This window comes from Exiguobacterium sp. s89 (assembly GCF_018617735.1).
Lineage (GTDB): Bacteria > Bacillota > Bacilli > Exiguobacteriales > Exiguobacteriaceae > Exiguobacterium > Exiguobacterium marinum.
This window is the reverse complement of the sequence record NZ_JACSKS010000001.1, coordinates 228,493-247,915: the sequence shown is the minus strand read 5'-3', so window position 1 is coordinate 247,915 and position 19,423 is coordinate 228,493. Positions and strand designations below refer to the sequence as shown.

The 19,423-nt window shown below is 48.0% G+C and carries 23 protein-coding genes; 3 read left to right on the top strand and 20 right to left on the bottom strand.

The features are described from left to right. Nucleotides 1–6: 6 nt before the first annotated feature. The 9 genes from KNO96_RS01275 to KNO96_RS01235 all read right to left on the bottom strand — a co-directional run bounded on the left by KNO96_RS01275 (nt 7) and on the right by KNO96_RS01235 (nt 8,761). The gene (locus KNO96_RS01275) at nt 7–558 is read right to left on the bottom strand and encodes a cob(I)yrinic acid a,c-diamide adenosyltransferase (protein ID WP_026825823.1); all 552 of its coding nucleotides are present in this window, start codon (nt 556–558) and stop codon (nt 7–9) included. A gap of 49 nt (nt 559–607) precedes the next feature. After that, nucleotides 608–2,314 (bottom strand): sensor histidine kinase, encoded by a 1,707-nt coding sequence (locus KNO96_RS01270; RefSeq protein WP_251125025.1) that lies wholly within the window; start codon nt 2,312–2,314, stop codon nt 608–610. After that, the gene (locus tag KNO96_RS01265; RefSeq protein ID WP_214701914.1) at nt 2,314–3,030 is read right to left on the bottom strand and encodes a response regulator transcription factor; all 717 of its coding nucleotides are present in this window, start codon (nt 3,028–3,030) and stop codon (nt 2,314–2,316) included. Before KNO96_RS01265 ends, KNO96_RS01270 begins: the two co-directional genes overlap by 1 nt. Nucleotides 3,031–3,190: 160 nt before the next feature. Beyond that, the gene (gene ccsB / locus KNO96_RS01260; RefSeq protein WP_026825820.1) at nt 3,191–4,375 is read right to left on the bottom strand and encodes a c-type cytochrome biogenesis protein CcsB; all 1,185 of its coding nucleotides are present in this window, start codon (nt 4,373–4,375) and stop codon (nt 3,191–3,193) included. Beyond that, the gene (resB, locus tag KNO96_RS01255; RefSeq protein WP_214701913.1) at nt 4,375–5,919 is read right to left on the bottom strand and encodes a cytochrome c biogenesis protein ResB; all 1,545 of its coding nucleotides are present in this window, start codon (nt 5,917–5,919) and stop codon (nt 4,375–4,377) included. The genes ccsB and resB overlap by 1 nt, the downstream gene beginning before the upstream one ends. Before the next feature lie 19 nt (nt 5,920–5,938). Then, entirely contained in the window at nt 5,939–6,520 is a 582-nt protein-coding gene (locus KNO96_RS01250) for a redoxin domain-containing protein (protein WP_214701912.1), read from the bottom strand. A 136-nt stretch (nt 6,521–6,656) separates the two neighbouring features. Further along, entirely contained in the window at nt 6,657–7,415 is a 759-nt protein-coding gene (locus tag KNO96_RS01245) for a pseudouridine synthase (RefSeq protein WP_034771018.1), read from the bottom strand. A 4-nt stretch (nt 7,416–7,419) separates the two neighbouring features. Then, a complete protein-coding gene (gene scpB, locus KNO96_RS01240; protein ID WP_026825818.1) occupies nt 7,420–8,013 on the bottom strand; it encodes an SMC-Scp complex subunit ScpB in 594 nt (197 codons plus the stop codon). Continuing rightward, nucleotides 7,991–8,761: a segregation and condensation protein A gene (locus KNO96_RS01235; RefSeq protein WP_026825817.1), complete on the bottom strand. Its 771-nt coding sequence runs from the start codon at nt 8,759–8,761 to the stop codon at nt 7,991–7,993. Before KNO96_RS01235 ends, scpB begins: the two co-directional genes overlap by 23 nt. Before the next feature lie 83 nt (nt 8,762–8,844). Between KNO96_RS01235 and KNO96_RS01230 the strand changes: the two genes are divergently transcribed. Next, nucleotides 8,845–9,312 carry a DUF309 domain-containing protein gene (locus KNO96_RS01230; RefSeq protein ID WP_214701911.1) on the top strand — a complete coding sequence of 156 codons (468 nt, stop codon included), beginning with the start codon at nt 8,845–8,847 and terminating at the stop codon, nt 9,310–9,312. A 142-nt stretch (nt 9,313–9,454) separates the two neighbouring features. Here KNO96_RS01230 and KNO96_RS01225 read toward each other — a convergent pair whose 3' ends face one another. The 8 genes from KNO96_RS01225 to KNO96_RS01190 all read right to left on the bottom strand — a co-directional run bounded on the left by KNO96_RS01225 (nt 9,455) and on the right by KNO96_RS01190 (nt 15,987). Further along, nucleotides 9,455–9,811 carry a GCN5 family acetyltransferase gene (locus KNO96_RS01225; protein ID WP_026825815.1) on the bottom strand — a complete coding sequence of 119 codons (357 nt, stop codon included), beginning with the start codon at nt 9,809–9,811 and terminating at the stop codon, nt 9,455–9,457. A gap of 89 nt (nt 9,812–9,900) precedes the next feature. Continuing rightward, the gene (locus KNO96_RS01220; protein ID WP_026825814.1) at nt 9,901–10,341 is read right to left on the bottom strand and encodes a peptidylprolyl isomerase; all 441 of its coding nucleotides are present in this window, start codon (nt 10,339–10,341) and stop codon (nt 9,901–9,903) included. A 114-nt stretch (nt 10,342–10,455) separates the two neighbouring features. Then, on the bottom strand, nt 10,456–11,757 hold the full coding sequence (locus KNO96_RS01215; protein ID WP_214698869.1) for a pyrimidine-nucleoside phosphorylase: 1,302 nt from the start codon (nt 11,755–11,757) through the stop codon (nt 10,456–10,458). Between the two features lie 28 nt (nt 11,758–11,785). After that, nucleotides 11,786–12,595 (bottom strand): purine-nucleoside phosphorylase, encoded by an 810-nt coding sequence (locus KNO96_RS01210; protein WP_026825812.1) that lies wholly within the window; start codon nt 12,593–12,595, stop codon nt 11,786–11,788. 13 nt (nt 12,596–12,608) lie between these two features. After that, entirely contained in the window at nt 12,609–13,775 is a 1,167-nt protein-coding gene (deoB, locus tag KNO96_RS01205) for a phosphopentomutase (RefSeq protein WP_026825811.1), read from the bottom strand. Nucleotides 13,776–13,798: 23 nt separating this feature from the next. Then, a complete protein-coding gene (gene xerD, locus KNO96_RS01200) occupies nt 13,799–14,683 on the bottom strand; it encodes a site-specific tyrosine recombinase XerD (RefSeq protein WP_026825810.1) in 885 nt (294 codons plus the stop codon). Nucleotides 14,684–14,864: 181 nt separating this feature from the next. Further along, entirely contained in the window at nt 14,865–15,344 is a 480-nt protein-coding gene (gene fur, locus KNO96_RS01195; protein WP_012726507.1) for a ferric iron uptake transcriptional regulator, read from the bottom strand. Nucleotides 15,345–15,456: 112 nt separating this feature from the next. Further along, a complete protein-coding gene (locus tag KNO96_RS01190; RefSeq protein ID WP_026825809.1) occupies nt 15,457–15,987 on the bottom strand; it encodes an NUDIX hydrolase in 531 nt (176 codons plus the stop codon). A 72-nt stretch (nt 15,988–16,059) separates the two neighbouring features. Here KNO96_RS01190 and KNO96_RS01185 point away from each other — a divergent pair, with 72 nt between their 5' ends. Then, the gene (locus tag KNO96_RS01185; RefSeq protein WP_214701909.1) at nt 16,060–16,890 is read left to right on the top strand and encodes an aldo/keto reductase; all 831 of its coding nucleotides are present in this window, start codon (nt 16,060–16,062) and stop codon (nt 16,888–16,890) included. A gap of 5 nt (nt 16,891–16,895) precedes the next feature. Here the strand turns inward: KNO96_RS01185 and KNO96_RS01180 are convergent, their stop codons facing one another. Further along, complete coding sequence (locus KNO96_RS01180) at nt 16,896–17,438, bottom strand: PadR family transcriptional regulator (RefSeq protein WP_026825807.1); 543 nt, start codon at nt 17,436–17,438, stop codon at nt 16,896–16,898. A gap of 129 nt (nt 17,439–17,567) precedes the next feature. Between KNO96_RS01180 and KNO96_RS01175 the strand changes: the two genes are divergently transcribed. Then, nucleotides 17,568–17,882 carry a thioredoxin family protein gene (locus KNO96_RS01175; protein ID WP_026825806.1) on the top strand — a complete coding sequence of 105 codons (315 nt, stop codon included), beginning with the start codon at nt 17,568–17,570 and terminating at the stop codon, nt 17,880–17,882. A 36-nt stretch (nt 17,883–17,918) separates the two neighbouring features. On the opposite strand, the gene KNO96_RS01170 is transcribed toward KNO96_RS01175, so the two are convergent. After that, on the bottom strand, nt 17,919–18,845 hold the full coding sequence (locus KNO96_RS01170; protein WP_214701907.1) for an NAD(P)/FAD-dependent oxidoreductase: 927 nt from the start codon (nt 18,843–18,845) through the stop codon (nt 17,919–17,921). Continuing rightward, nucleotides 18,842–19,423: a CDP-alcohol phosphatidyltransferase family protein gene (locus tag KNO96_RS01165; RefSeq protein ID WP_026825803.1), complete on the bottom strand. Its 582-nt coding sequence runs from the start codon at nt 19,421–19,423 to the stop codon at nt 18,842–18,844. The genes KNO96_RS01170 and KNO96_RS01165 overlap by 4 nt, the downstream gene beginning before the upstream one ends.

Genomic DNA, 19,423 nt, shown 5'->3' with positions numbered 1-19,423 from the left:
AGCCGATCACTCCTTTTTTCGTTTTGGTTGGAACACGGCAGCGCCGCGTGCATATTCTTGGTCCGGTATGCCTGCCACGACATTCGCGTAACGTGCAACCGTGAATAAATAATCACTCAATCGATTAAAGTACGGAAGCTGCCGGTCGGCGACACCGAGTGCGGTCAAGTCACGCTCGACCCGTCGGCAGACAGAACGGGCCACATGCAGGCTCGCTGCGGCAACACTGCCACCCGGAAGGATGAAACGTATGAGCTCCGGGCATGACGTCTCCCACTCATCTATCCAGTTTTCAAGCTCCGTCACGATTGACAGATCGACCTTTTTTGGAGGTTCTCCAGTGTACATCAGTTCCGACCCGAGATCGAATAGGTCGTGTTGAACCTTCGTCAGCTGTCCACGAAGTGACTCGTCCTCTTGATGGGCAATCGCCAAACCAATGTGACTATTCAACTCATCTAGATGACCCATCGCTTCGATTTGAGGATGATGTTTGTCGACACGGCTACCGATTAAAGAAGTTTCACCCGTGTCGCCAGTTCGTGTATATCTTTTCATACGACTCCCCCCTTAAAATGCCACAAATGGTGACTCAAACGAGTCACCATTACGAGATGTGTGGTTGTTCAAATGGTAAGTAAATCTCAAATGTCGTACCGACACCAGCTGTACTCGATACGTTGACCGTCCCATGATGGGCGTCGACCACATTCTTCACGATGGCAAGACCAATCCCGGTCCCTGTTTTCGAACCACTCGTCCGCGCCTTATCGGCTTTGTAGAATCGCTCGAACACGAACGGTAAGTCTTCTTTCGGAATCCCGTGACCCGTATCGGTCAATTGAATCTGTATCCCGTCGGACATTTCGGTCGCCTCAATTCGAATCTCTCCGGAGTCGGTATGGGCGATGGCGTTGCCGATCAAGTTCGTGAACACTTGTTCGAGTCGGTCGCCGTCCGCTTCGATGAGTCGATGCGGTACGTCTGTCTGTAATTGAATTCCCTTCTCAGACGCCATTTGGTTAAACTTCCGCATGACGCGCGGCAAGAACTCCCCGATATCGAACGAGCTGAACTGCATCGTCTCTTTACCCGATTCGATGCGTGCCAAATCCAGCAAATCGTTGACGAGTCGGGCCAAGCGTAGTGATTCATCGTAGATGATTGAGGCGAACTCCTTCGTTGCCTCGTCACTCTCTGTCATGCCGTCGATAATCGCCTCTGAATACCCTTGAAGCGTCACGAGCGGTGTCCTGAGTTCATGACTGACATTCGCCACAAAATCGGTCCGCATCTTATCGAGTCGATGACTCTCAGACGTGTCCCGAATGACGACGACGGCCCCTTCAAAATCATCCTCACCGACGAGCGGTGTGACCGTCAAAGTGTAGTAGCGGTCATCCTGTTTCACTTCAATCGTCTTTTCAGATGTCCCATCCATCACTTCCTCATAAAGAGAGAGCACGACTTCATGGGGCTGCCCGTCTTGAAGCAACGGACTCGCTTGCGGATTCGTGACAATGATGTTCGCATGACGGTCGAGCGTAATGACGCCGTCCGCCATCGAACGTAGAATCGATGCAAGTTGCAATCGTTCGCGGTCAAGGGCATCGACATACTTCGCCAACTGGCTACTCATCGCATTGAAGGAAGCGGCGAGTTCACCGATCTCATCTCGCGTCTTCGTCTCGAGACGTAAATCGAATTGCCCTTCACCTGTCTTGTTGACCGCGTCCCGCATTTCTCGAAGAGGCGCCGTGATCCGTGTCGATAAGAAGAACGCGAACACGGTCGTGACGATGATTGCCGAGGCGACGGTCCACAAGATGATGGTCCGCGCACCCGTATTCGCACTCGAGATTGCATCAAGGGGTTCTAGTAAGTACAGCGTATATTGACCGTTTGATAACGAGAATGTCGTTCGGTAAGCAAGGGCCGCTTGATCGTTAAACGATGAGAAGTTCCCGATGGCCGTTTCCCCGACCGCCTGGTACGTTTCCCAATCTTGTCGCTCAAGTTCAACCATCAAACCGTCCACTTGATTGCCAAAGTTGGATCGAACCGAACCGTTTTCGAGAATATAATTCGCACCATAAACTTCGATGATTTGATCAATCGTCTGTGACGTATCCCCTTCATTCAACAATACCGATTGAACCTGACCTCCGAGTTTGGCGAGATGCCCTCGTTCTTGGTCGATGTGAAAGGAATTAAAAAATTCAAGCATCAATACCGAGACAATGAATAAGATTACGCTGACCAAAACGAGAATCGTCAGCCACAGTTTCGTGACGATACTATTTCGACGAATCATCATTCACTGGCAGCTTCGAACTTGTACCCGACACCCCATACAGTCGTGATCATATGAGCGGCGTCTGGAGAGACCCGATTCAATTTCTCACGAAGACGTTTCACATGTGTATCGACGGTCCGAAGGTCTCCGAAAAATTCGTAGTTCCATACTTCTTTCAATAACTGTTCACGCGAAAAGACTTTGTCCACCTGTTTTGCGAGGAAGAATAATAATTCGTACTCTTTCGGTGTGAGTGCGATCTCTTCCCCATCTACCGTGACGCGGTGAGCATCGTTATCGATTGTCAGGTGTGGAAAGACGATCAAATCTTTTGACTTTTCGCTCGTCTGCATGAATTTTGTTGAGCCTGAACGACGAAGGAGCGCCTTGACGCGAAGCACAACTTCACGTGGGCTAAACGGTTTGACGATGTAATCGTCCGCTCCGACCTCAAATCCTTGAACACGATCGATTTCTTCACCTTTCGCCGTGAGCATAATGACGGGTGTCGCTTTTGTTTTTCGAAGCTCTGTACACACTTCAACACCATCCATCTTCGGCATCATCAAATCGAGCAAGATGACATCGTATTCGTTTTCAAGGGCGATTGCGAGTGCCTCTTCGCCATTGACTGCCTCTTCAATCACATATTGTTCGCGTTCTAAGTACATCTTCAAAAGTCGGCGAATTCTTTCTTCGTCGTCGACTACTAAAATTTTCGTTTTCTCAGCCATTCCTGAAACCCTCCTAAGACCCATTACGAGTTGTAGAGAATGTTGCACATTTGTGAACATTCTACTCTCTGCCATAACTATACCACTCTATTATTTCGCTTCACAACGATGATTTGATGGACCAAATGAAAAAGAAGTCACAATCGTGACTTCTTTTAAGTCAAGCATACGAATGTAGGCCCGCAATGACCAAGTTGACGAAGACGAGGTTGAACATGATGATGGCAAATCCACCGACACATAACCATGCTGCTTTCGTTCCTGTCCAGCCGCGCTGAATACGCATATGCAAGTAATATATATAAATGAGCATCGTAATGAGGGCCCACACTTCTTTAGGGTCCCAGCCCCAAAAACGGTTCCAGGCGATCTGTGCCCAAATCATCGCGAAGATGAGGCCGCCGAGAATGAAGACAGGTAATCCAATCGCAACCGAGCGATAACTGATTTCATCAGCAAGGTCGAGGTCGACTTTTTTCGCAAGCGGTTGAAGCGCTTCTGCGACACGTTTCCGCAAAATGACGAAGCGAAGCAACGCATAAATCACGACACCGCCGATGACCGACCAAAGAAGTGTGTTCAACTTGAGTGTGTTGATCCAGTTTGGAAGTTCAAGCGACAATCCGCTTGCGCCAGACAACAGTTGTGCTCCTTCTGGGGCGAACAAGATTGGCATGAAATATTCATACGTTTCTACTTGACCACGGTCATTCGTAAATTCGACGACCCCACCGGCACCAATTCCCTTAAAGAGCATCGATACGATGATGAAGCCAAGCGTACACATGAGGACGAACATTGTCACTTCAAGCCACGTCCGCGATTTTGACTGTTCTTTCATCGACGTCTCATTTAACAAGAAAATAAGACCCGATGCAAAGCTGATCGCCAAAATGCCTTGACCGAGTGCGGCCGTCGTAACGTGGATTTTCAGCCAAACACTGTTGAGTGCAGGGATTAGCGGTGCGACCTCGCTCGAGAACATCGAGGCGAAGGCGATGACGAGTAACGCCACCGGCATCGCGAACAATCCAAGTACATCATTTCTATAAATACCGTATACGACAAGAAACCCTAGCACCATCATCATTCCAAAGAATGTCGTATATTCATACAGGTTTGATACAGGCGCATAACCGACACCTGCCCAACGCATAAAGAAATACGTCAATTGAGCAACAAAGCCGATCACCGCCAAACTGAATGCATATTTCCCATAGGCGACTCGGTTGACGTTCCGATCTTTACGCATTCCACTCACGGCGATCGTAAAGAGCACCGTTGAGATTGCATAAAGGAAGAACGCGATAAACAGCATCCGGCTGCTCCATTCAATCCATTCCATCAAGATTCCCCTCTTTCATCTGTTGACTCATTCTCCGATTCCGATGTGAATCTCGCCTGGTCCTCCCACATCGGTAAGCCTGTCTGTTCTAATAACGGCGAAACTTCCCGGCGGAGCGAAGACGGGTTTTTGTTCGTAAAGCCTGCAACGAGCACGCTGTCTTCGTGACGGCGAACCCATACGCGTCGATGCGGCCAGTACATGCCCATCACAATCCCAATCATGAAGATGGTGGCACCGACAATTAAGATTGGATACGTGGAATCACTCTTCACACGGAGTCCGCTCGTGCTCGCCATTTCTGTACCTGCAAACTGGACATCATAACGGTTCTCTTCATCGGCGACGTTGAGACGAATACCGACCAAGTTTGATTCCGTCTCTCCTTCAGGTGATTCGATATTGAAGAAGAAGGCAGGGTTCAGAGCACGAGGTGATTTCGTGTTCGGTTGCCCATCTTTCACTTCAAAGTCCGGATACAAATCTTTCAAGGTGACAGTGACCCCATCAACCTCATAGGATTTCTCTGGATTCTCCAAATCGACTTTGAACGGACCATATTCGTCGCCGGTTTCTTTATCTGCCAACATGAACGACATCGATAAGAATTCCGGACGGCTCGAATATTGTTCCTGATACACTTCAAATTGATCAAATTTAAACGGGTGGTTGACTTTCGTCGAACCGACATCGACTTGTTCTAGTTGCGGCGATCCGTCCTCGTTCGTTCCCGTTTTTTTGAATAACGTCAGTTCTGTCTCATAGTTTTTCGGAACGGCCCCCGCTTTTTCAATGGCGGCTGCGAACTTCGCATCCTCCTCATTGTTCTCCGGGTCGTACATCTCAAGAATGAACTGATCGTTCCGTAAATAATACTCCCCATCAGTCGCTTCTAGTGAGACCGTATCTCCTTCACGCACCCACTCGAGTGTGTCTGTATGAAAAGCAGGGAATACTCGGAGCATCGCCCCGAGGAAGAAGATGACAAGTCCGACGTGGTTGACATACGGACCCCAACGACCGAAGCGGTGTTTCTCCGCTAACAGGGCATCGCCGTCACGTTTGACGGTATATCGTTTCTTTTTGAGTAAAGTTGTGACTTCGTCAATTTGAGCTTCTGTCCCTTTACCTTGACCGAAGAGACGTTGACCTTTCATGAAGCGTTCTGTCCGTCTGACCGGTTGTTTCTTGAGCGCCTTATAAAGTGGGATACCACGGTCAATCGACACAACGATGAGCGAGAGTGTCAGCATGACGATTAAGCTGATATACCACCATGACGTATATAAATTATGGAATCCGAGCGCATGATAAATGGATCCCGGTGTCCCGTATTCCTGCGCATAGTATTGTTCAGCAGGTAACTGTTGCGGAATATACATTTCTTGAGGAAAGATTGTTCCGATTGCCGAACCGACAATAATCAAACCAATCAACCACAACCCCACTTTGACCGATGCAAAAAAATTCCACACGCGGTCAATGATCGATTTCGGACGACGTTTCGATCGTAAATCGGCGCCTTCATATTTCATATCTAGCATCAGTGCGTCCCCCGTTCGCTTACAATGACTTCTCGGCTAGCTCCATCAATTTTTCTTTCGAGAGTTCACCTTCATACTTTTCAATTACAATCCCTTCACCATCGATGACGAATGTGACGGGTAAATTATAAATGCCATAGGCTCCCTCGACTTCACTCTTCGTATCCATCAAAATCGGATAATCGAGACCTACACCGAGGTCGTTGATGAAGTTGTCGACGCGAAGTGGCGTTTCGCCCACGTTCACAGCCCAAAAATCGACGCCCATATCCTGAAGTGTCGCATAATTCTCTTGAACGACAGGCATCTCTTTCTTGCATGGTTCACAGAATGTGCCCCAGAAATTCAACAACATACCCTTTCCTTCGTAGTTATTTCGTTCGTAAAGGGTCGAGCCGTCGAGTGTGACGAGTTTGAAGTTCGGTGCCTCGTCTCCCGCCTCGATGCGTCCGTCGTTACCGGCCTGGTCGAACAGTTGCATGACGGTAATGGCTCCCGCAAAGAGAACGACCGTCATGATCATTAATCGCCAAAATGACCTCTTTTTCTTTTTTGCGACCGCTTGTTCCATCCGGTCGTCTTTGTTTTGATCTTTTGTCATCGTTTTCACACCATCCTTCAGTTGCTATTGTACTGAAAAAACATTAAAAACGCACATTAACAGACTTTTTTCATTTTTTTGTCACACAATTTACACAATCAAAAAAATCATCCCATTTCAGGACGATTTTTTATTGTTATTTTTTCTTCTTTTTGCCTCGTGGATTCGGCGGAACAGTCGGGTTCGCGAGTTCACGAAGCTTACTGATTTCTTTGTGTGAGAGCTCACGCCAGTCACCTGTGTTGAGACCGTCCAGTGTCAAGAAACCGAACTGTTCACGTTTGAGTTTAATGACCTCGGAACCGACTGCCTCGACCATGCGACGAATTTGACGATTATGCCCTTCTGAGATGACGATTTCAAGAATCGCCGTGTTCTTCTTGTGGTCCACAGACTTCATCTTCACTTTCGCGCTTCCTGTCTTAAAGCCATCATCGAGCTCCACGCCTGACTCAAGTTGTTTAATGGCCAAGTATGACGGGACATTCTTCACTTTCGCCACATAGCGCTTTTGGATTTTATATTTCGGGTGCGTCATCATGTTTGAGAACTCTCCATCGTTCGTCAAGATGATGAGACCTGTCGTATTGTAGTCAAGACGTCCGACAGGGAAAACACGTGCCCCTGGTGGTACGAGGTCTGTGATGACTTTGCGCCCTTTGTCATCTTCTACCGTCGATACATAGCCGCTCGGTTTGTATAGTAAGTAATAGACATGTTCTTCTTGTTCGATTTTGACACCATCGACCTCAATCTCCGTTTTCGGCCCAACTTTTGTCCCGAGTTCCCGGACAACTTTCCCATTGACGCGGACGCGACCATCTAAAATCATTTCTTCTGCTTTCCGGCGTGAGGCGATCCCCGCTTGTGCGATTACTTTTTGTAAACGTTCCATATCATTAATCCTTCTCCAATCTCTCTTCTTGCTTCGATGATTCCTGACCGAAGAACAAATCTCCTTCGTCCGTCAGTTCATCTTCAAATGTTAATGGTGGTAATTCCTCGAGTGAATTAAATCCGAAGTGATCGAGGAAGTGCTCAGTCGTGCGATATAACTTGGCACGGCCGATCGTTTTTGCACGTCCTGCCGATTCAATTAACCCTTTCGACAGTAGCGTATGAATGACACGCTCCACTTTGACACCACGAATTTCTTCGATATCTGCCCGTGTGACCGGCTGTTTGTAAGCGATGATGACCAAAGTCTCCATCGCCGCACGCGAGAGCGCCTGCTCAGCCATCGTCCCGACATACTTTTGAATGTAGGGAGCAACGTCAGGAATGGTCACGAGCTTGTAGACTCCTGCCGACTCCATTAGTTGAAACGGTCGATTCGATTTGTTGAATGAGATCTCTAGCTTACTGAGCTGTTCGCGTGCCGCGGCTTCTGAGATATCGAGTGTCTCGGCGAGAGCACGCACTTCCATTCCCTCATCACCGACGACGAATAGCAATCCTTCGATAATCGTTTCATAAGACAACAACCGCTTCATCCCCTTTCTTTGATGATTCGATGAACGAAATTTGAATGTCTTGGTCGAGTTGTTTCGTCTCGACGACCCTGAGCTTAATCAACTCAAGGAGCGCCATAAACGTCACCACGAGATCCGAGATGTTCGGTCGTTCTACAAAGAAGGCGAAAAACGATGTTTGTCGCGTCGAGGACACGTGGTCATGAAGTCGTATCATCTGTTCTTCAAGAGTTCGCTCTTCACGTTTGATCGTCTTTTTGCGTCGCTCTTTCCAACGTTTACGTTCAATCATCTTTGAATAGGCGTGGAGAAGATCCGAAAAGTTGAGGGGGCCGTCATACTTCGACACCTCGTCTGACATGTACGTCGTCAAATCTTCACCTGGTCGCGTATACAGTTCAAGACGGTTTTCTTCTTGTTCGCGCATAAAAACGACTGCTTCTTTATAAGCTTTGTATTCGATCAATTGACGAATGAGTCCTTCACGCGTCGGTTCATCACTGAAATCTGGAACATCCTCGTCATCCTCGACCGGAACGGGCGGTAGCAACTGCTTACTCTTCAATTGGAGCAACGTTGCCGCCATGACCAAGTATTCACTGGCCACGTCGAGTTCAAATTTTTGCATCGTGCGAATATAGCCGACATACTGGTCAGTGACTTCTGCCACGGAAATGTCGACGATATCAATCTCCATTTTTCCGATCAAATGGAGCAACAGGTCGAGTGGACCTTCGAACGTATCAATTTTAACGTTATAGGCTTCCATAGAGACACCTGCCATTTTACATTTTTGCGCTTTAGTATAACATGTTTTATAACACCGTGGACACGAAAGGAGAAAATTGATTCATGACCCCTTTTATTCATTATACGTTGCTTTTTGAATGTCATGCCGATTATTTCGAATGTCATGAGGTATTAGAAGAGGCATGGCAGGAAGGTGGACGACAACATCACGGCTATGCGGCACTCATTCAATACGCCGTCATTCACTATCATCTTCGGCGCGATAATCTCATCGGTGCGAAAAAGAGCTTGCGTCTCTTACGTCAAAAAGTGGACGTCGCTTCTCCCTATTTGAATGAGCTCGGTCTAGATGTCGAAGCATTTATCTCACAGCTTGATGAATGGCCGTTAATAACGACACTTCCCTTGCAACAAGAAGTTCGTAAGACGGTCGAATCACTGAAACCGTCGTTCCCGACAACGGAGCTGTCGTTCGAGGAGCTCGTGCACAAGCATCTTCATCGTGACCGCAGTGACGTCATCACGGAACGGGAGTTAGCGCTTTTAGAACGGCAACGCGCGAGAGGATGATCCTGAGCCTTTGACAAATCATACGTTGTGTTTTTTCAAAAGCTCGAACTCAATCAACCAGCTCTCCAGATTGCTTCGATTAACTTATAACGACGTGTAAAACCCCCGCAGTCACGGATGTGATTGCGGGGGCTTTTTGTCATCAGACGACCAATTGATTCCATTTGTCCAATAAATCGCCCGTCTTGCCTGTACCGGTTAACGTCAAATCAAGTGGAAGGACGTTTCTTACCTCGTCTAGAAGCTCGTAAGAACGTTTCTCGCCACGGAATGATGGCGACAAGGCGATATGGTCGATGACCATCGTCGTGCCTTTTTGCTCCATACCAATGATGCCAACGAAGTCTTCACCGACTTTCCACAAGTAGAGGAACTTCGACTCCTCCTCGTCGTACAATCGGACGAGTTCAAGCAAGCTGAGCGGAGATTTGTCACTACATGAGAATGCGAGTAGACCCATCGCCGTCTTTTCATGAGAACGTTTATATTTTACCAGCATCGCTGGGTTCACCACCTTTAGTCATTCAAGTTTCACGACGTGAACACGTGAGAGACATGGTTCATTGTGCCATAACCTTCAGGCAAAAATCAATTCTCGTCCCAAACTTTCACTTCAGCCATCTTCGTTCCTTGACGAAGCTTGACTGCGTGCTCAAGTCCAGATGTCACTTTACCGAATACGGTGTGAACCCCATCCAAGTGTGGCTGTGGCTCATGGACGATGAAGAATTGTGAAGATCCTGTGTCACGTCCTGCGTGTGCCATCGACAGTGACCCTGCTTCGTGTTTGTGAGGGAACGATGTCGATGTCTCGCATGGAATCGTGTAGCCAGCGCCGCCCATTCCTGTCCCTTGTGGGCAACCGCCTTGGCTGACGAACCCAGGGATGACACGGTGGAACGTCAATCCGTTATAAAAGCCGCTGTTCGCAAGTTTTTCGAAGTTTTCAACCGTGATCGGTGCTTCATTGTGGAATAAATCAAATTCAATCATTTCGCCATTTTCAAGTTTCATTGAGCCTTTTTTCATGTGTCAAGCAACCCCTTTTTCGTATATGTATCCTGCTGTTCTTCATTCACATTACCCATCTTATCAAAAAAACACGTCTGTCTCCACTTTTTTTGTGGAAACAGACGTTCTGTCTTATTGGATGACAGCGTGAACGAGTGGACGGGCTTCTGGTTTCGTCGCACCAATCGTATACGCATGGTCTAAACGTTCGACAGCTGAAGACATGTCTTCGATGTTCGAGCGAAGTACTGCAATTACGTCTCCCGCCTCGACACGGTCACCGACTTTCTTCTCAAGCGTGATGCCTGCCGCAAAGTCGATTTTATCTTCTTTCGTCGCGCGTCCTGCACCGAGGAGCATCGCCGCGACACCCACTTCGTCTGCGATGATCGACTCGACGTATCCAGCCTCTTTCGCAACGAATGTCGCCTCGTACGAAGCTTGTGGCAATTTGGTCACGTCATCGACGAGTGACGCGTCTCCACCTTGGGCTTCGATAAATTTGCGGAACACCTCGAGGGCATGACCGTCCGCAATCCGTTTCTCGAGGTCCGCATACGCTTCTTCAAAAGTTGGATAGAAATCACCCAGTACTGCCATATGTCCTGCGATTGTGAGAGCGATTGTTTTCAAGTCTTCAACTTCTTTACCAGACAGAACTTCAATCGCTTCTTTCACTTCGTTCGCATTGCCGATTTCAAACCCGAGTGGTTGGTCCATATCCGTGATGACAGCGACCGTCTTACGGCCTACGTTCTTCCCAATCGCGACCATCTCTTCTGCGAGTGCTTTCGCATCATCAAACGACTTCATGAATGCACCAGAACCTGTCTTGACATCAAGGACGATACTGTCTGCACCCGCTGCGATTTTCTTCGACATAATTGAGCTTGCAATGAGTGGAATCGACTCGACTGTAGCCGTTACATCACGAAGCGCATAGAGACGCTTGTCCGCTGGCGTCAAGTTTCCAGTCTGACCGATGATTGACATCTTGATATCGTTCACTTGTTTCGTGAATTGTTTTTCTGTCAATTCAACGTCAAACCCCGGGAATGATTCGAGCTTATCAATCGTTCCGCCAGTGTGGCCGAGTCCACGACCGCTCATCTTCGCGACCGGGATACCGATTGATGCGACGAGTGGTGCCACAATCAAGCTGATTTTATCCCCGACTCCGCCTGTTGAGTGTTTGTCGACTTTCTTCCCTTCGATATTCGAAAGGTCAATCGTGTCCCCTGACTTGACCATTTCCATCGTCAAAGCTGCCGTCTCATTTTCAGTCATCCCATTGAAGTAGATGGCCATTGACAATGCAGACATTTGATAGTCAGGAATCGACTCGTTCGTGAATCCTTCGACCACAAAGCGAATCTCCTCTTCGTTTAATTCTCCACCGTTACGTTTTTTCAAAATCAAATCGACCATACGCATAACTGTCGTCCTCCTAAAATAAAGTTACTTACATGTTTTTAATCGTGCCACGAACGAGTGACAGGAAGTCTTGACGAACACGTTCTGTTGTCTCGATGACTTCTTCATGATTGAGTGGTTGATCTAAAATTCCCGCAGCCATGTTCGAAACACATGAAATCCCGAGGACACGCATATCCGAGTGACGCGCGACGATCACTTCCGGGACCGTCGACATTCCGACGACGTCTCCACCGAGATGACGTGCCATTTTGACTTCCGCTGGCGTTTCGTATGTTGGACCCGTATTACCGAAGTAAACACCTTTTTGTACAGAGAGCCCAAGGTCTGATGCCACGCGTTCCGTCAATTTCACAAGTTCCTTATCATACGCTTCTGACATATCCGGGAAGCGTGTCCCGAATTCGCTCGCGTTCTTCCCGATGAGCGGGCTAGTCCCAAAGAAGTTGATGTGATCTGTGATAATCATCAAGTCTCCTGGGTTGAACGTTTCGTTACATGCACCTGCTGCGTTCGTGACGATGAGTGTTTCGACTCCGATCAATTTGAGGACACGGACCGGGAACGTCACCTGTTCCATCGAGTATCCTTCATAGAAGTGGAATCGTCCTTGCATCGCGACGACGCGCTTTCCTTCAAGCTCTCCGAACACGAGTTGTCCTGCATGTCCTTCGACAGTCGATACTGGGAAGTGCGGGATTTCCTCATATGGAATTGCGACCGGGTTCTCGATTTCGTCCGCGAGGACTCCAAGCCCCGACCCGAGAATGAGTCCGATTTCTGGTGTATCGCCCATACGCTCTTGCAAATACGCTTTTGTTTCATTCCAATTTACCATGAATATTGCCTCCTCAAATTTCGTTTAAGAAACTCTTTCCGTTTGATGGTGCCGCGACGTCAAAGTTTTCAGCAACGGTCGCGCCGATGTCTGCGAACGTACCACGAATGCCTAAGTCCGCTGATTTCGCCCCGTTATGGTGAACGATGAGCGGCACGTATTCACGCGTGTGGTCTGTCCCAGCATGAACCGGGTCATTCCCGTGGTCCGCTGTGATGATGAGTAAGTCATCTTCCCGAAGACGCTCCATCACTTCAGGAAGTCGAGCATCATATTCTTCAAGTGCGACCGCATAGCCTTCTGGGTCACGACGATGACCGAACAAGGCGTCAAAGTCGACCAAGTTCAAGAAGCAAAGTCCTTCGAAGTCTTCTTCGAGCGAATCGACCAATTTGTCCATTCCGTCCATGTTCGATTTCGTACGAATGGCCTTCGTTACGCCTTCCCCATCATAAATGTCACTGATCTTCCCGAGGGCGATGACGTCTTTACCATCCTCTTCAAGTGTGTTCATGACCGTCTTCCCGAAAGGTTTGAGTGCATAGTCATGACGATTTGCCGTACGGACCCACGCTCCAGGCGTCCCGATGAACGGACGGGCGATGATGCGGCCGAGCATGTACGGGTCTTCACGCGTGATTTCACGCGCGTATTCACAGATTCGATACAACTCATCAATTGGCACGATGTCTTCATGTGCAGCGATTTGAAGGACCGAGTCTGCAGATGTATAAACGATCAGAGCTCCCGTATTGACGTGCTCTTCACCGAGCTCGTCAAGAATCTCTGTACCTGATGCCGGTTTATTCCCGATTACTTTACGGCCACTGAACTCTTCTAGGCGATGAATCAAATCGTCCGGGAACTTTTCAAAGACACGGAACGGTGTCTCGATATGAAGGCCCATGATCTCCCAGTGACCCGTCATCGTATCTTTACCAGCTGAAATTTCTTCCATACGACCATATGCACTTGGTGCATCAGATACATCGATCCCTTGAATCGGTTTGATGTTTGAGAGTCCGAGTTTACCCATATTCGGCATATTCAATCCGTTATGCTCACGTGCAATATGTCCGAGCGTGTCGGCTCCTTTGTCACCGAACTGTTCAGCATCCGGTGCTTCACCGATGCCGACCGAGTCCATGACTACTAAGAAAATACGTTTAAACTTCTTCACAAAAAATTCCTCCTTTTCGATGTCTAGGCACGAGGGTGATGCTTGCGATACACATCATGCAAGCGCGACTTGTTGACGTGTGTATACACTTGTGTCGTCGCCAGGTCCGCATGACCGAGCATCTGTTGAATGGCACGTAAGTCCGCTCCATTCTCGAGCAGGTGTGTCGCAAAGGAATGACGGAGTACATGAGGTGTGATCTCTTTGTCAATTCCAGCAAGTTTGGCACGTCGTTTGATTATCTTCCAAAATCCTTGACGACTGAGCCGGCCTCCTCTGCCATTTAAAAAGAGCGCCTCTGTCTCTCTGCCGCCGAGTCCGTTACGAGCTTGTTGAATATAGCGCTCGACAAACCCTTGGGCGACCGAAGAAACCGGAATGATTCGTGCGCGCTCGCCTTTCCCTTCACATTGTAGATACCCCAATTCGAACTGTAAATCATCCAAATCAAGACCTAAAAGTTCACTGACCCGCATCCCGGTCCCATACAAGAGTTCAAGCATCGCCCGGTCTCGTAACGAGAGCGGGTCGGATGTCGGGACACTATCCAATAGACGTTCGACTTCCGCTTGTGACCAAGTATCCGGAAGTTGTTTCTCTGCTTTTGGCGTCTCTAGATAGAGGGACGGATCGGTCGTCGTGATCCCGGTCATCTTTAAATGATGATGGAACATGCGGATTGAACTGACAGCCCGTCTCAAAGACGAGGAAGCACGTCCGGCTTGAGACAATTCTTCGATATGTTTGACGATATGCGAACGCGTCACTTCATTCCAATCTTCCACCCCGAGTTGGGTCAAAGTCGATGCGTATTGCGTTAAATCGCTCGCATACGCCTGTCTCGTGTTTGCGGACATCCGCTTTTCAACAGTCATATATTGAAGAAATGACTCGATATGCGAACGCATCATACCCTCCTCCTTCCTCGTTTCACCTGAATACGCTTACAGCATATCACTTATGTAAACCGTTGTGAAGATGTCTGACCTCATTTTTTTATCACTTTTTTGTGACAAAATAACAGTGACTATTTTTTCTTATGATGACAATAAAAAACCATCCTCATTCAAGGATGGTTTGCATGTAAGGTTAACCGTTGATGACTGCTTTATGACCTTCAAGCGTGACGCCTTTTGCTTGGCATACTTTACAAATGCCATGAAACGTCAAGCGATGGTCTTTAATCAAAAATTCATATTTGCTCTCGACTTTCTTCTCAACGTCGACAAGCAAGTCTTCCATGATTTCTTCAACCGAGCCGCATTCGACACAGACGAGATGATGGTGCGAATGGTTCGCCCCTTCCGGTCTCAGGTCAAAACGCGCGACCCCGTCACCGAAGTTGACTTTATCGACGACACCAAGCTCAGTTAACAACTCAAGTGTCCGATACACAGTAGCAAGTCCGATCTCTGGCGCGATGCTCTTGACGAGCATGAACACGTTCTCCGCACTCAAATGGTCGCTCTCATTCTCGAGTAAGATGCGTACCGTCGATTCACGCTGTGGTGTCAGTTTATATCCTTTGGCGCTCAATTGCTGTTTAATTCGTTCAATTCGCGTTTCCATAAGGCGCCCCCTCTTTACATAGTTCACTACTCAAAGCATACCGAAGTTTTAGGCAATTTTCAATTTAAAATCATTACTATGTAAGTTTACCATATAAAATTACAGATTAGAATTATTTCAATCTGGACAATTGCCACCATTGAATCGCCATGATTGTCTTCGCGTCGGTAATGATGCCTCGGTCAAGCAAATCGACAGCTTCGTCAAAGGTGTATCGTTTCACATTTAAAAATTCATCTTCGTCCAAGTTCATCTCACCCGCAGATAGTCCTTTTGCGACAAACACGTCAACTCGTTCACTACAAAATCCCGGTGCCCCGTAGAACGAAAAGATTTTTTCAAGCGACTCGGCGGTATAACCCGTCTCTTCTTCTAATTCTCGCTTGGCACTCGCTAGAGGTTCCTCTCCTTTTTCCAATTTACCGGCAGGAATTTCGAGTGACATCGATTCGAACGCCTTTCGATATTGTTCCACCATGACGATTTTTTCTGATTCATCGACGACGAGGACGGCGACCGCCCCGTTATGATAGACGAGTTCTCGCACAGATGTGTTTCCATTCGGAAGGGAGACGACATGTTTTTCTACGTCGAAGATTTTGCCTTGATAGATGACTTCCCGCTCAATCGTTGTTTCTTCCATATGATTACTCCTCACTTTTCGATATACTCTGATTATGAGTCAAACCTACATTTCGAACAAGGAGGAATCTAGATGAGCGAACTCGGGCTCGGGACGATGACGATTTTAAAACATGGTGAGAACGAGGCGAAGCGAATCCTCGAGACGGCCATTCAATCAGGGATTCGCCATATCGACACAGCAGATGTCTATGCACGACAAGATGTCGAACGCGTTATTGGCGAAACGTTAGGTCACGAACGAAAGCACCTCTTTTTGACGAGTAAAGGGGGGAATGAGCTGACTGAGGAGGGGATGCGCTGGAATCCAAATCCATCCTACTTAGACGTAGCACTCCACGGGTCGCTTGAGCGATTGCGTACAGATTATCTCGATTTGTACTATATTCACGGTGGTACGCTCGAGGATGACCTCGACGCCACGATTGAATGGGCACAAAAACAAAAGCGAGACGGTGTGATCCGCCAAATCGGCCTCTCCTCGATTCGGCCGAACGTCATCAAACGATGGGTCGAGTCAAATGCTCTAGATATGCTCATGACCCCATACTCGCTTCTCGATCGGCGTCCGGAAACGCTTGACTACTCCATATCGATTGTCGGTCGTGGCGTGCTCGCCAAAGGACTTTTGACAGATGAATGGGAGGCACGCCTTGGTGACAAAGGTTTCGAGGCATGGCGAAAAGAGGACCTTGCAAGCGAGCTTGCCATGATGCCTAAACCGATTCAGGCATATGCACTCGGAGCCGCAAAGCGGTTTTGCGACGTCGTCTTACCTGGCGCATCTTCAGTCGAACAGTTGCAACAGACGATCCGTGCATTCGAGACTGAAATTGATGAGGACGTACTTGGCCGATTACTCGCCCGTTTACCGATTCATCCTTATACAAAACACGTGACCTGATTCATTCAGGTCACGTGTTTTTCACTGCGTGCTTTTATCTGTTCGATTGCCCAGTCTGCCCATCCGGCATAGTTTTCCATCATTCGAATGGCATATTCACTCGTCAATAAGTAGCCGAGCGTATCTTCGTCTGATTGATGTTCCTCCTGAAACATCCGGATCTGTTGCGCGACTTGTTCGTGATGAGCTTTCGTTTCTTCGATATACCGGACCGCTTCCTCGACTGGCAACAATTGAAGCAAACTGACTCGTAACAAATTCTCATCCTTCATTTTCGGCTGGAAAGACGTCGGTTGACGCAGCCAATTGATCAACTCTTCTCGTCCTTGATCCGTGATGGAGTATATTTTTTTATCCGGTAACTCTTGCTGTGAAATGTGCTCCGCCGAGACGAGCGCGTCGTCTTCCATCTTCAACAGTTCCCGATAAATCTGTGTATGATGTGCGTTCCAAAAATGAATCATCTGCGCCTTGAACGTCGCGTTCAGGGCATACCCGGTCGCAGGCTGATGGGTCAATAACCCGAGCAATGCGTGACGTAACGCCATATCCATCACCTTTTCCTTATCATACTATTTTTATAAGTGTATCACATTCTCTCACGGATTCGAGAATGCCAATCTGTTGACGACTTGTTTAAAACCCGACAAAATAGATAGAAGAAAGGAGAGTTGTCTATGCAACCGATTCATTCATCACAACAATTTGACGAAGCTACAAAAGATCATGGAATGGTGGTCTTCACCACATCATGGTGCCCGGACTGCAAACGTCTGGACATGTATGTCGACGAGCTCGTCAAAGACTATCCACAGTTCAACTGGCATGTCGTCGACCGCGACGAACTCCCAGATTTATCTGATGCACAAGAAGTTCGCGGCATCCCTTCACTTCTCTACTATAAAGACGGGGCAAAACAAGAACACCTCCACTCGGCAAACGCCAAGACGGAGATGCAAATCCGTTCATTCCTCGATACGATTCAAGCATGAACTGATTCCTGCAGACCATTCGGCTGCAGGAGTTTTTCAATTGTAATGACGTACATACCGCGAGTCGATGAATCGCTTCAAATAATATGGAAGTCGTCCATGCCAACTGAAACGTCCGAACGTCAACAGTGCGTGTCCCGTTGTCGTCAATAAAATGTTCATCGATTGACGTTTCCGAAACGGTCGCGTCGTTTCACCGAGCAATCGTTCCGCAACGTATCGACCAGATCGGACAGCATCGACCCCACCGTTTAAAGTGGAGGACATGTCTCCCGTCACATAAATCGTTGAGAACTGATGATGACGCAAATACGCGTCTGTCTCAATAAATTGATCCTGTTTTGCGAGGCCCGATTCAGACCACCAGTTCACTGGAACGACCCCTGTTGCATCAAGCACAAGTCCTTCAGAGGACTCATCGTTTTTCCTTTGTTTTATGACCACTACTCCAGACCTTACCAATAAGCGTTCCATCTGTTTCTGTCGGCGGGTCGACACGTCGGGTAAGACTCGCTTCGCATACAGCGTGACTTTTTTCGTCCGGACGCACGTAAATGCCAATTCAACGCCCGCTTTTCCACCGCCGACGATGGTTACTTGTGAACTCGAATCGATGCGGTCAAGTAAAGCTTGTGACATCGGTTTAAGCGGGGTCCCGATTCCTCGGCTCACTGCACCAGTTGCCAGCACAAGTCGGTCGTAATGAAACGGCCCCTTTTCTGTTTGAACGGTCTGTAAATGAGGATCGATCGCGAGAATCCGTTCTGCGGCCGGTTCAAGTTGAGGCAGTCGGACCGTTGCGGAATTCATGAGTCCGGCGATCACTTGCGGAAACGCTCCTGTGTACACCGTTTGACATTTTCCAATAAAGAGAACTTCATAATGTTCACGAATCTCCTCAATCCGATCGAGAATTTCAAGCTGACCATGACCGAGCCCGGCCAATACCAATGTCGGTTTCATCGCAAAATCCTCCGCGCCTCAATGAATCGTTGTGTAATCGTCATCACTTCGAGTAGGAGAAAAATGAGGGCAATCCCACCGACCCAGTTCGGGAAGAGAATCATCAAGGTAAATAGGATGAAACATTCCGTCCGTTCAATGATTCCAGGTTGGTAATAAAACGTCTTTTCCGACCGCCTCGAACTACTCGCTCCTACTGCGAGGAATAGCGTCATTGCGATCACAAAAGAAGCGATCAGAATGAGAAAGATCGGCATATATTCCGGATATCGAAGTGCAAGCGCAATCACTACAGACAACTCGACGAATCGATCGAGCACAAGATCAAGCACTGTCCCAAACCCACTCGTTTTCGACTTTCTAGCCATCGTTCCATCTAAGACGTCAAATAGTCCGGAAATCCACAGTAGAATCACGGCTGTCCAGTGCATATCGTTGTAAATAAAGATGCCTGTTGAAATCCCAATAATTCCCCCTAGAATTGTTACCTCGTTCGGTGTGAAATTCCACTTGAGCAATCGGTCTGCTCCTCGTTCAATGACCGGTTTGACGTATCGACTTCCATAAGTATCGAGCAT

What these genes read in the sequence shown, in the direction of transcription:
- KNO96_RS01275 (WP_026825823.1), bottom strand. Translation starts at nt 558, where the DNA reads ATGAAAAGATATACACGAACTGGCGACACGGGTGAAACTTCTTTAATC.
- KNO96_RS01270 (WP_251125025.1), bottom strand. Translation starts at nt 2,314, where the DNA reads ATGATTCGTCGAAATAGTATCGTCACGAAACTGTGGCTGACGATTCTC.
- KNO96_RS01265 (WP_214701914.1), bottom strand. Translation starts at nt 3,030, where the DNA reads ATGGCTGAGAAAACGAAAATTTTAGTAGTCGACGACGAAGAAAGAATT.
- ccsB (WP_026825820.1), bottom strand. Translation starts at nt 4,375, where the DNA reads ATGGAATGGATTGAATGGAGCAGCCGGATGCTGTTTATCGCGTTCTTC.
- resB (WP_214701913.1), bottom strand. Translation starts at nt 5,919, where the DNA reads ATGCTAGATATGAAATATGAAGGCGCCGATTTACGATCGAAACGTCGT.
- KNO96_RS01250 (WP_214701912.1), bottom strand. Translation starts at nt 6,520, where the DNA reads ATGACAAAAGATCAAAACAAAGACGACCGGATGGAACAAGCGGTCGCA.
- KNO96_RS01245 (WP_034771018.1), bottom strand. Translation starts at nt 7,415, where the DNA reads ATGGAACGTTTACAAAAAGTAATCGCACAAGCGGGGATCGCCTCACGC.
- scpB (WP_026825818.1), bottom strand. Translation starts at nt 8,013, where the DNA reads ATGAAGCGGTTGTTGTCTTATGAAACGATTATCGAAGGATTGCTATTC.
- KNO96_RS01235 (WP_026825817.1), bottom strand. Translation starts at nt 8,761, where the DNA reads ATGGAAGCCTATAACGTTAAAATTGATACGTTCGAAGGTCCACTCGAC.
- KNO96_RS01230 (WP_214701911.1), top strand. Translation starts at nt 8,845, where the DNA reads ATGACCCCTTTTATTCATTATACGTTGCTTTTTGAATGTCATGCCGAT.
- KNO96_RS01225 (WP_026825815.1), bottom strand. Translation starts at nt 9,811, where the DNA reads ATGCTGGTAAAATATAAACGTTCTCATGAAAAGACGGCGATGGGTCTA.
- KNO96_RS01220 (WP_026825814.1), bottom strand. Translation starts at nt 10,341, where the DNA reads ATGAAAAAAGGCTCAATGAAACTTGAAAATGGCGAAATGATTGAATTT.
- KNO96_RS01215 (WP_214698869.1), bottom strand. Translation starts at nt 11,757, where the DNA reads ATGCGTATGGTCGATTTGATTTTGAAAAAACGTAACGGTGGAGAATTA.
- KNO96_RS01210 (WP_026825812.1), bottom strand. Translation starts at nt 12,595, where the DNA reads ATGGTAAATTGGAATGAAACAAAAGCGTATTTGCAAGAGCGTATGGGC.
- xerD (WP_026825810.1), bottom strand. Translation starts at nt 14,683, where the DNA reads ATGCGTTCGCATATCGAGTCATTTCTTCAATATATGACTGTTGAAAAG.
- fur (WP_012726507.1), bottom strand. Translation starts at nt 15,344, where the DNA reads ATGGAAACGCGAATTGAACGAATTAAACAGCAATTGAGCGCCAAAGGA.
- KNO96_RS01190 (WP_026825809.1), bottom strand. Translation starts at nt 15,987, where the DNA reads ATGGAAGAAACAACGATTGAGCGGGAAGTCATCTATCAAGGCAAAATC.
- KNO96_RS01185 (WP_214701909.1), top strand. Translation starts at nt 16,060, where the DNA reads ATGAGCGAACTCGGGCTCGGGACGATGACGATTTTAAAACATGGTGAG.
- KNO96_RS01180 (WP_026825807.1), bottom strand. Translation starts at nt 17,438, where the DNA reads ATGGCGTTACGTCACGCATTGCTCGGGTTATTGACCCATCAGCCTGCG.
- KNO96_RS01175 (WP_026825806.1), top strand. Translation starts at nt 17,568, where the DNA reads ATGCAACCGATTCATTCATCACAACAATTTGACGAAGCTACAAAAGAT.
- KNO96_RS01170 (WP_214701907.1), bottom strand. Translation starts at nt 18,845, where the DNA reads ATGAAACCGACATTGGTATTGGCCGGGCTCGGTCATGGTCAGCTTGAA.
- KNO96_RS01165 (WP_026825803.1), bottom strand. Translation starts at nt 19,423, where the DNA reads ATGCTCGATACTTATGGAAGTCGATACGTCAAACCGGTCATTGAACGA.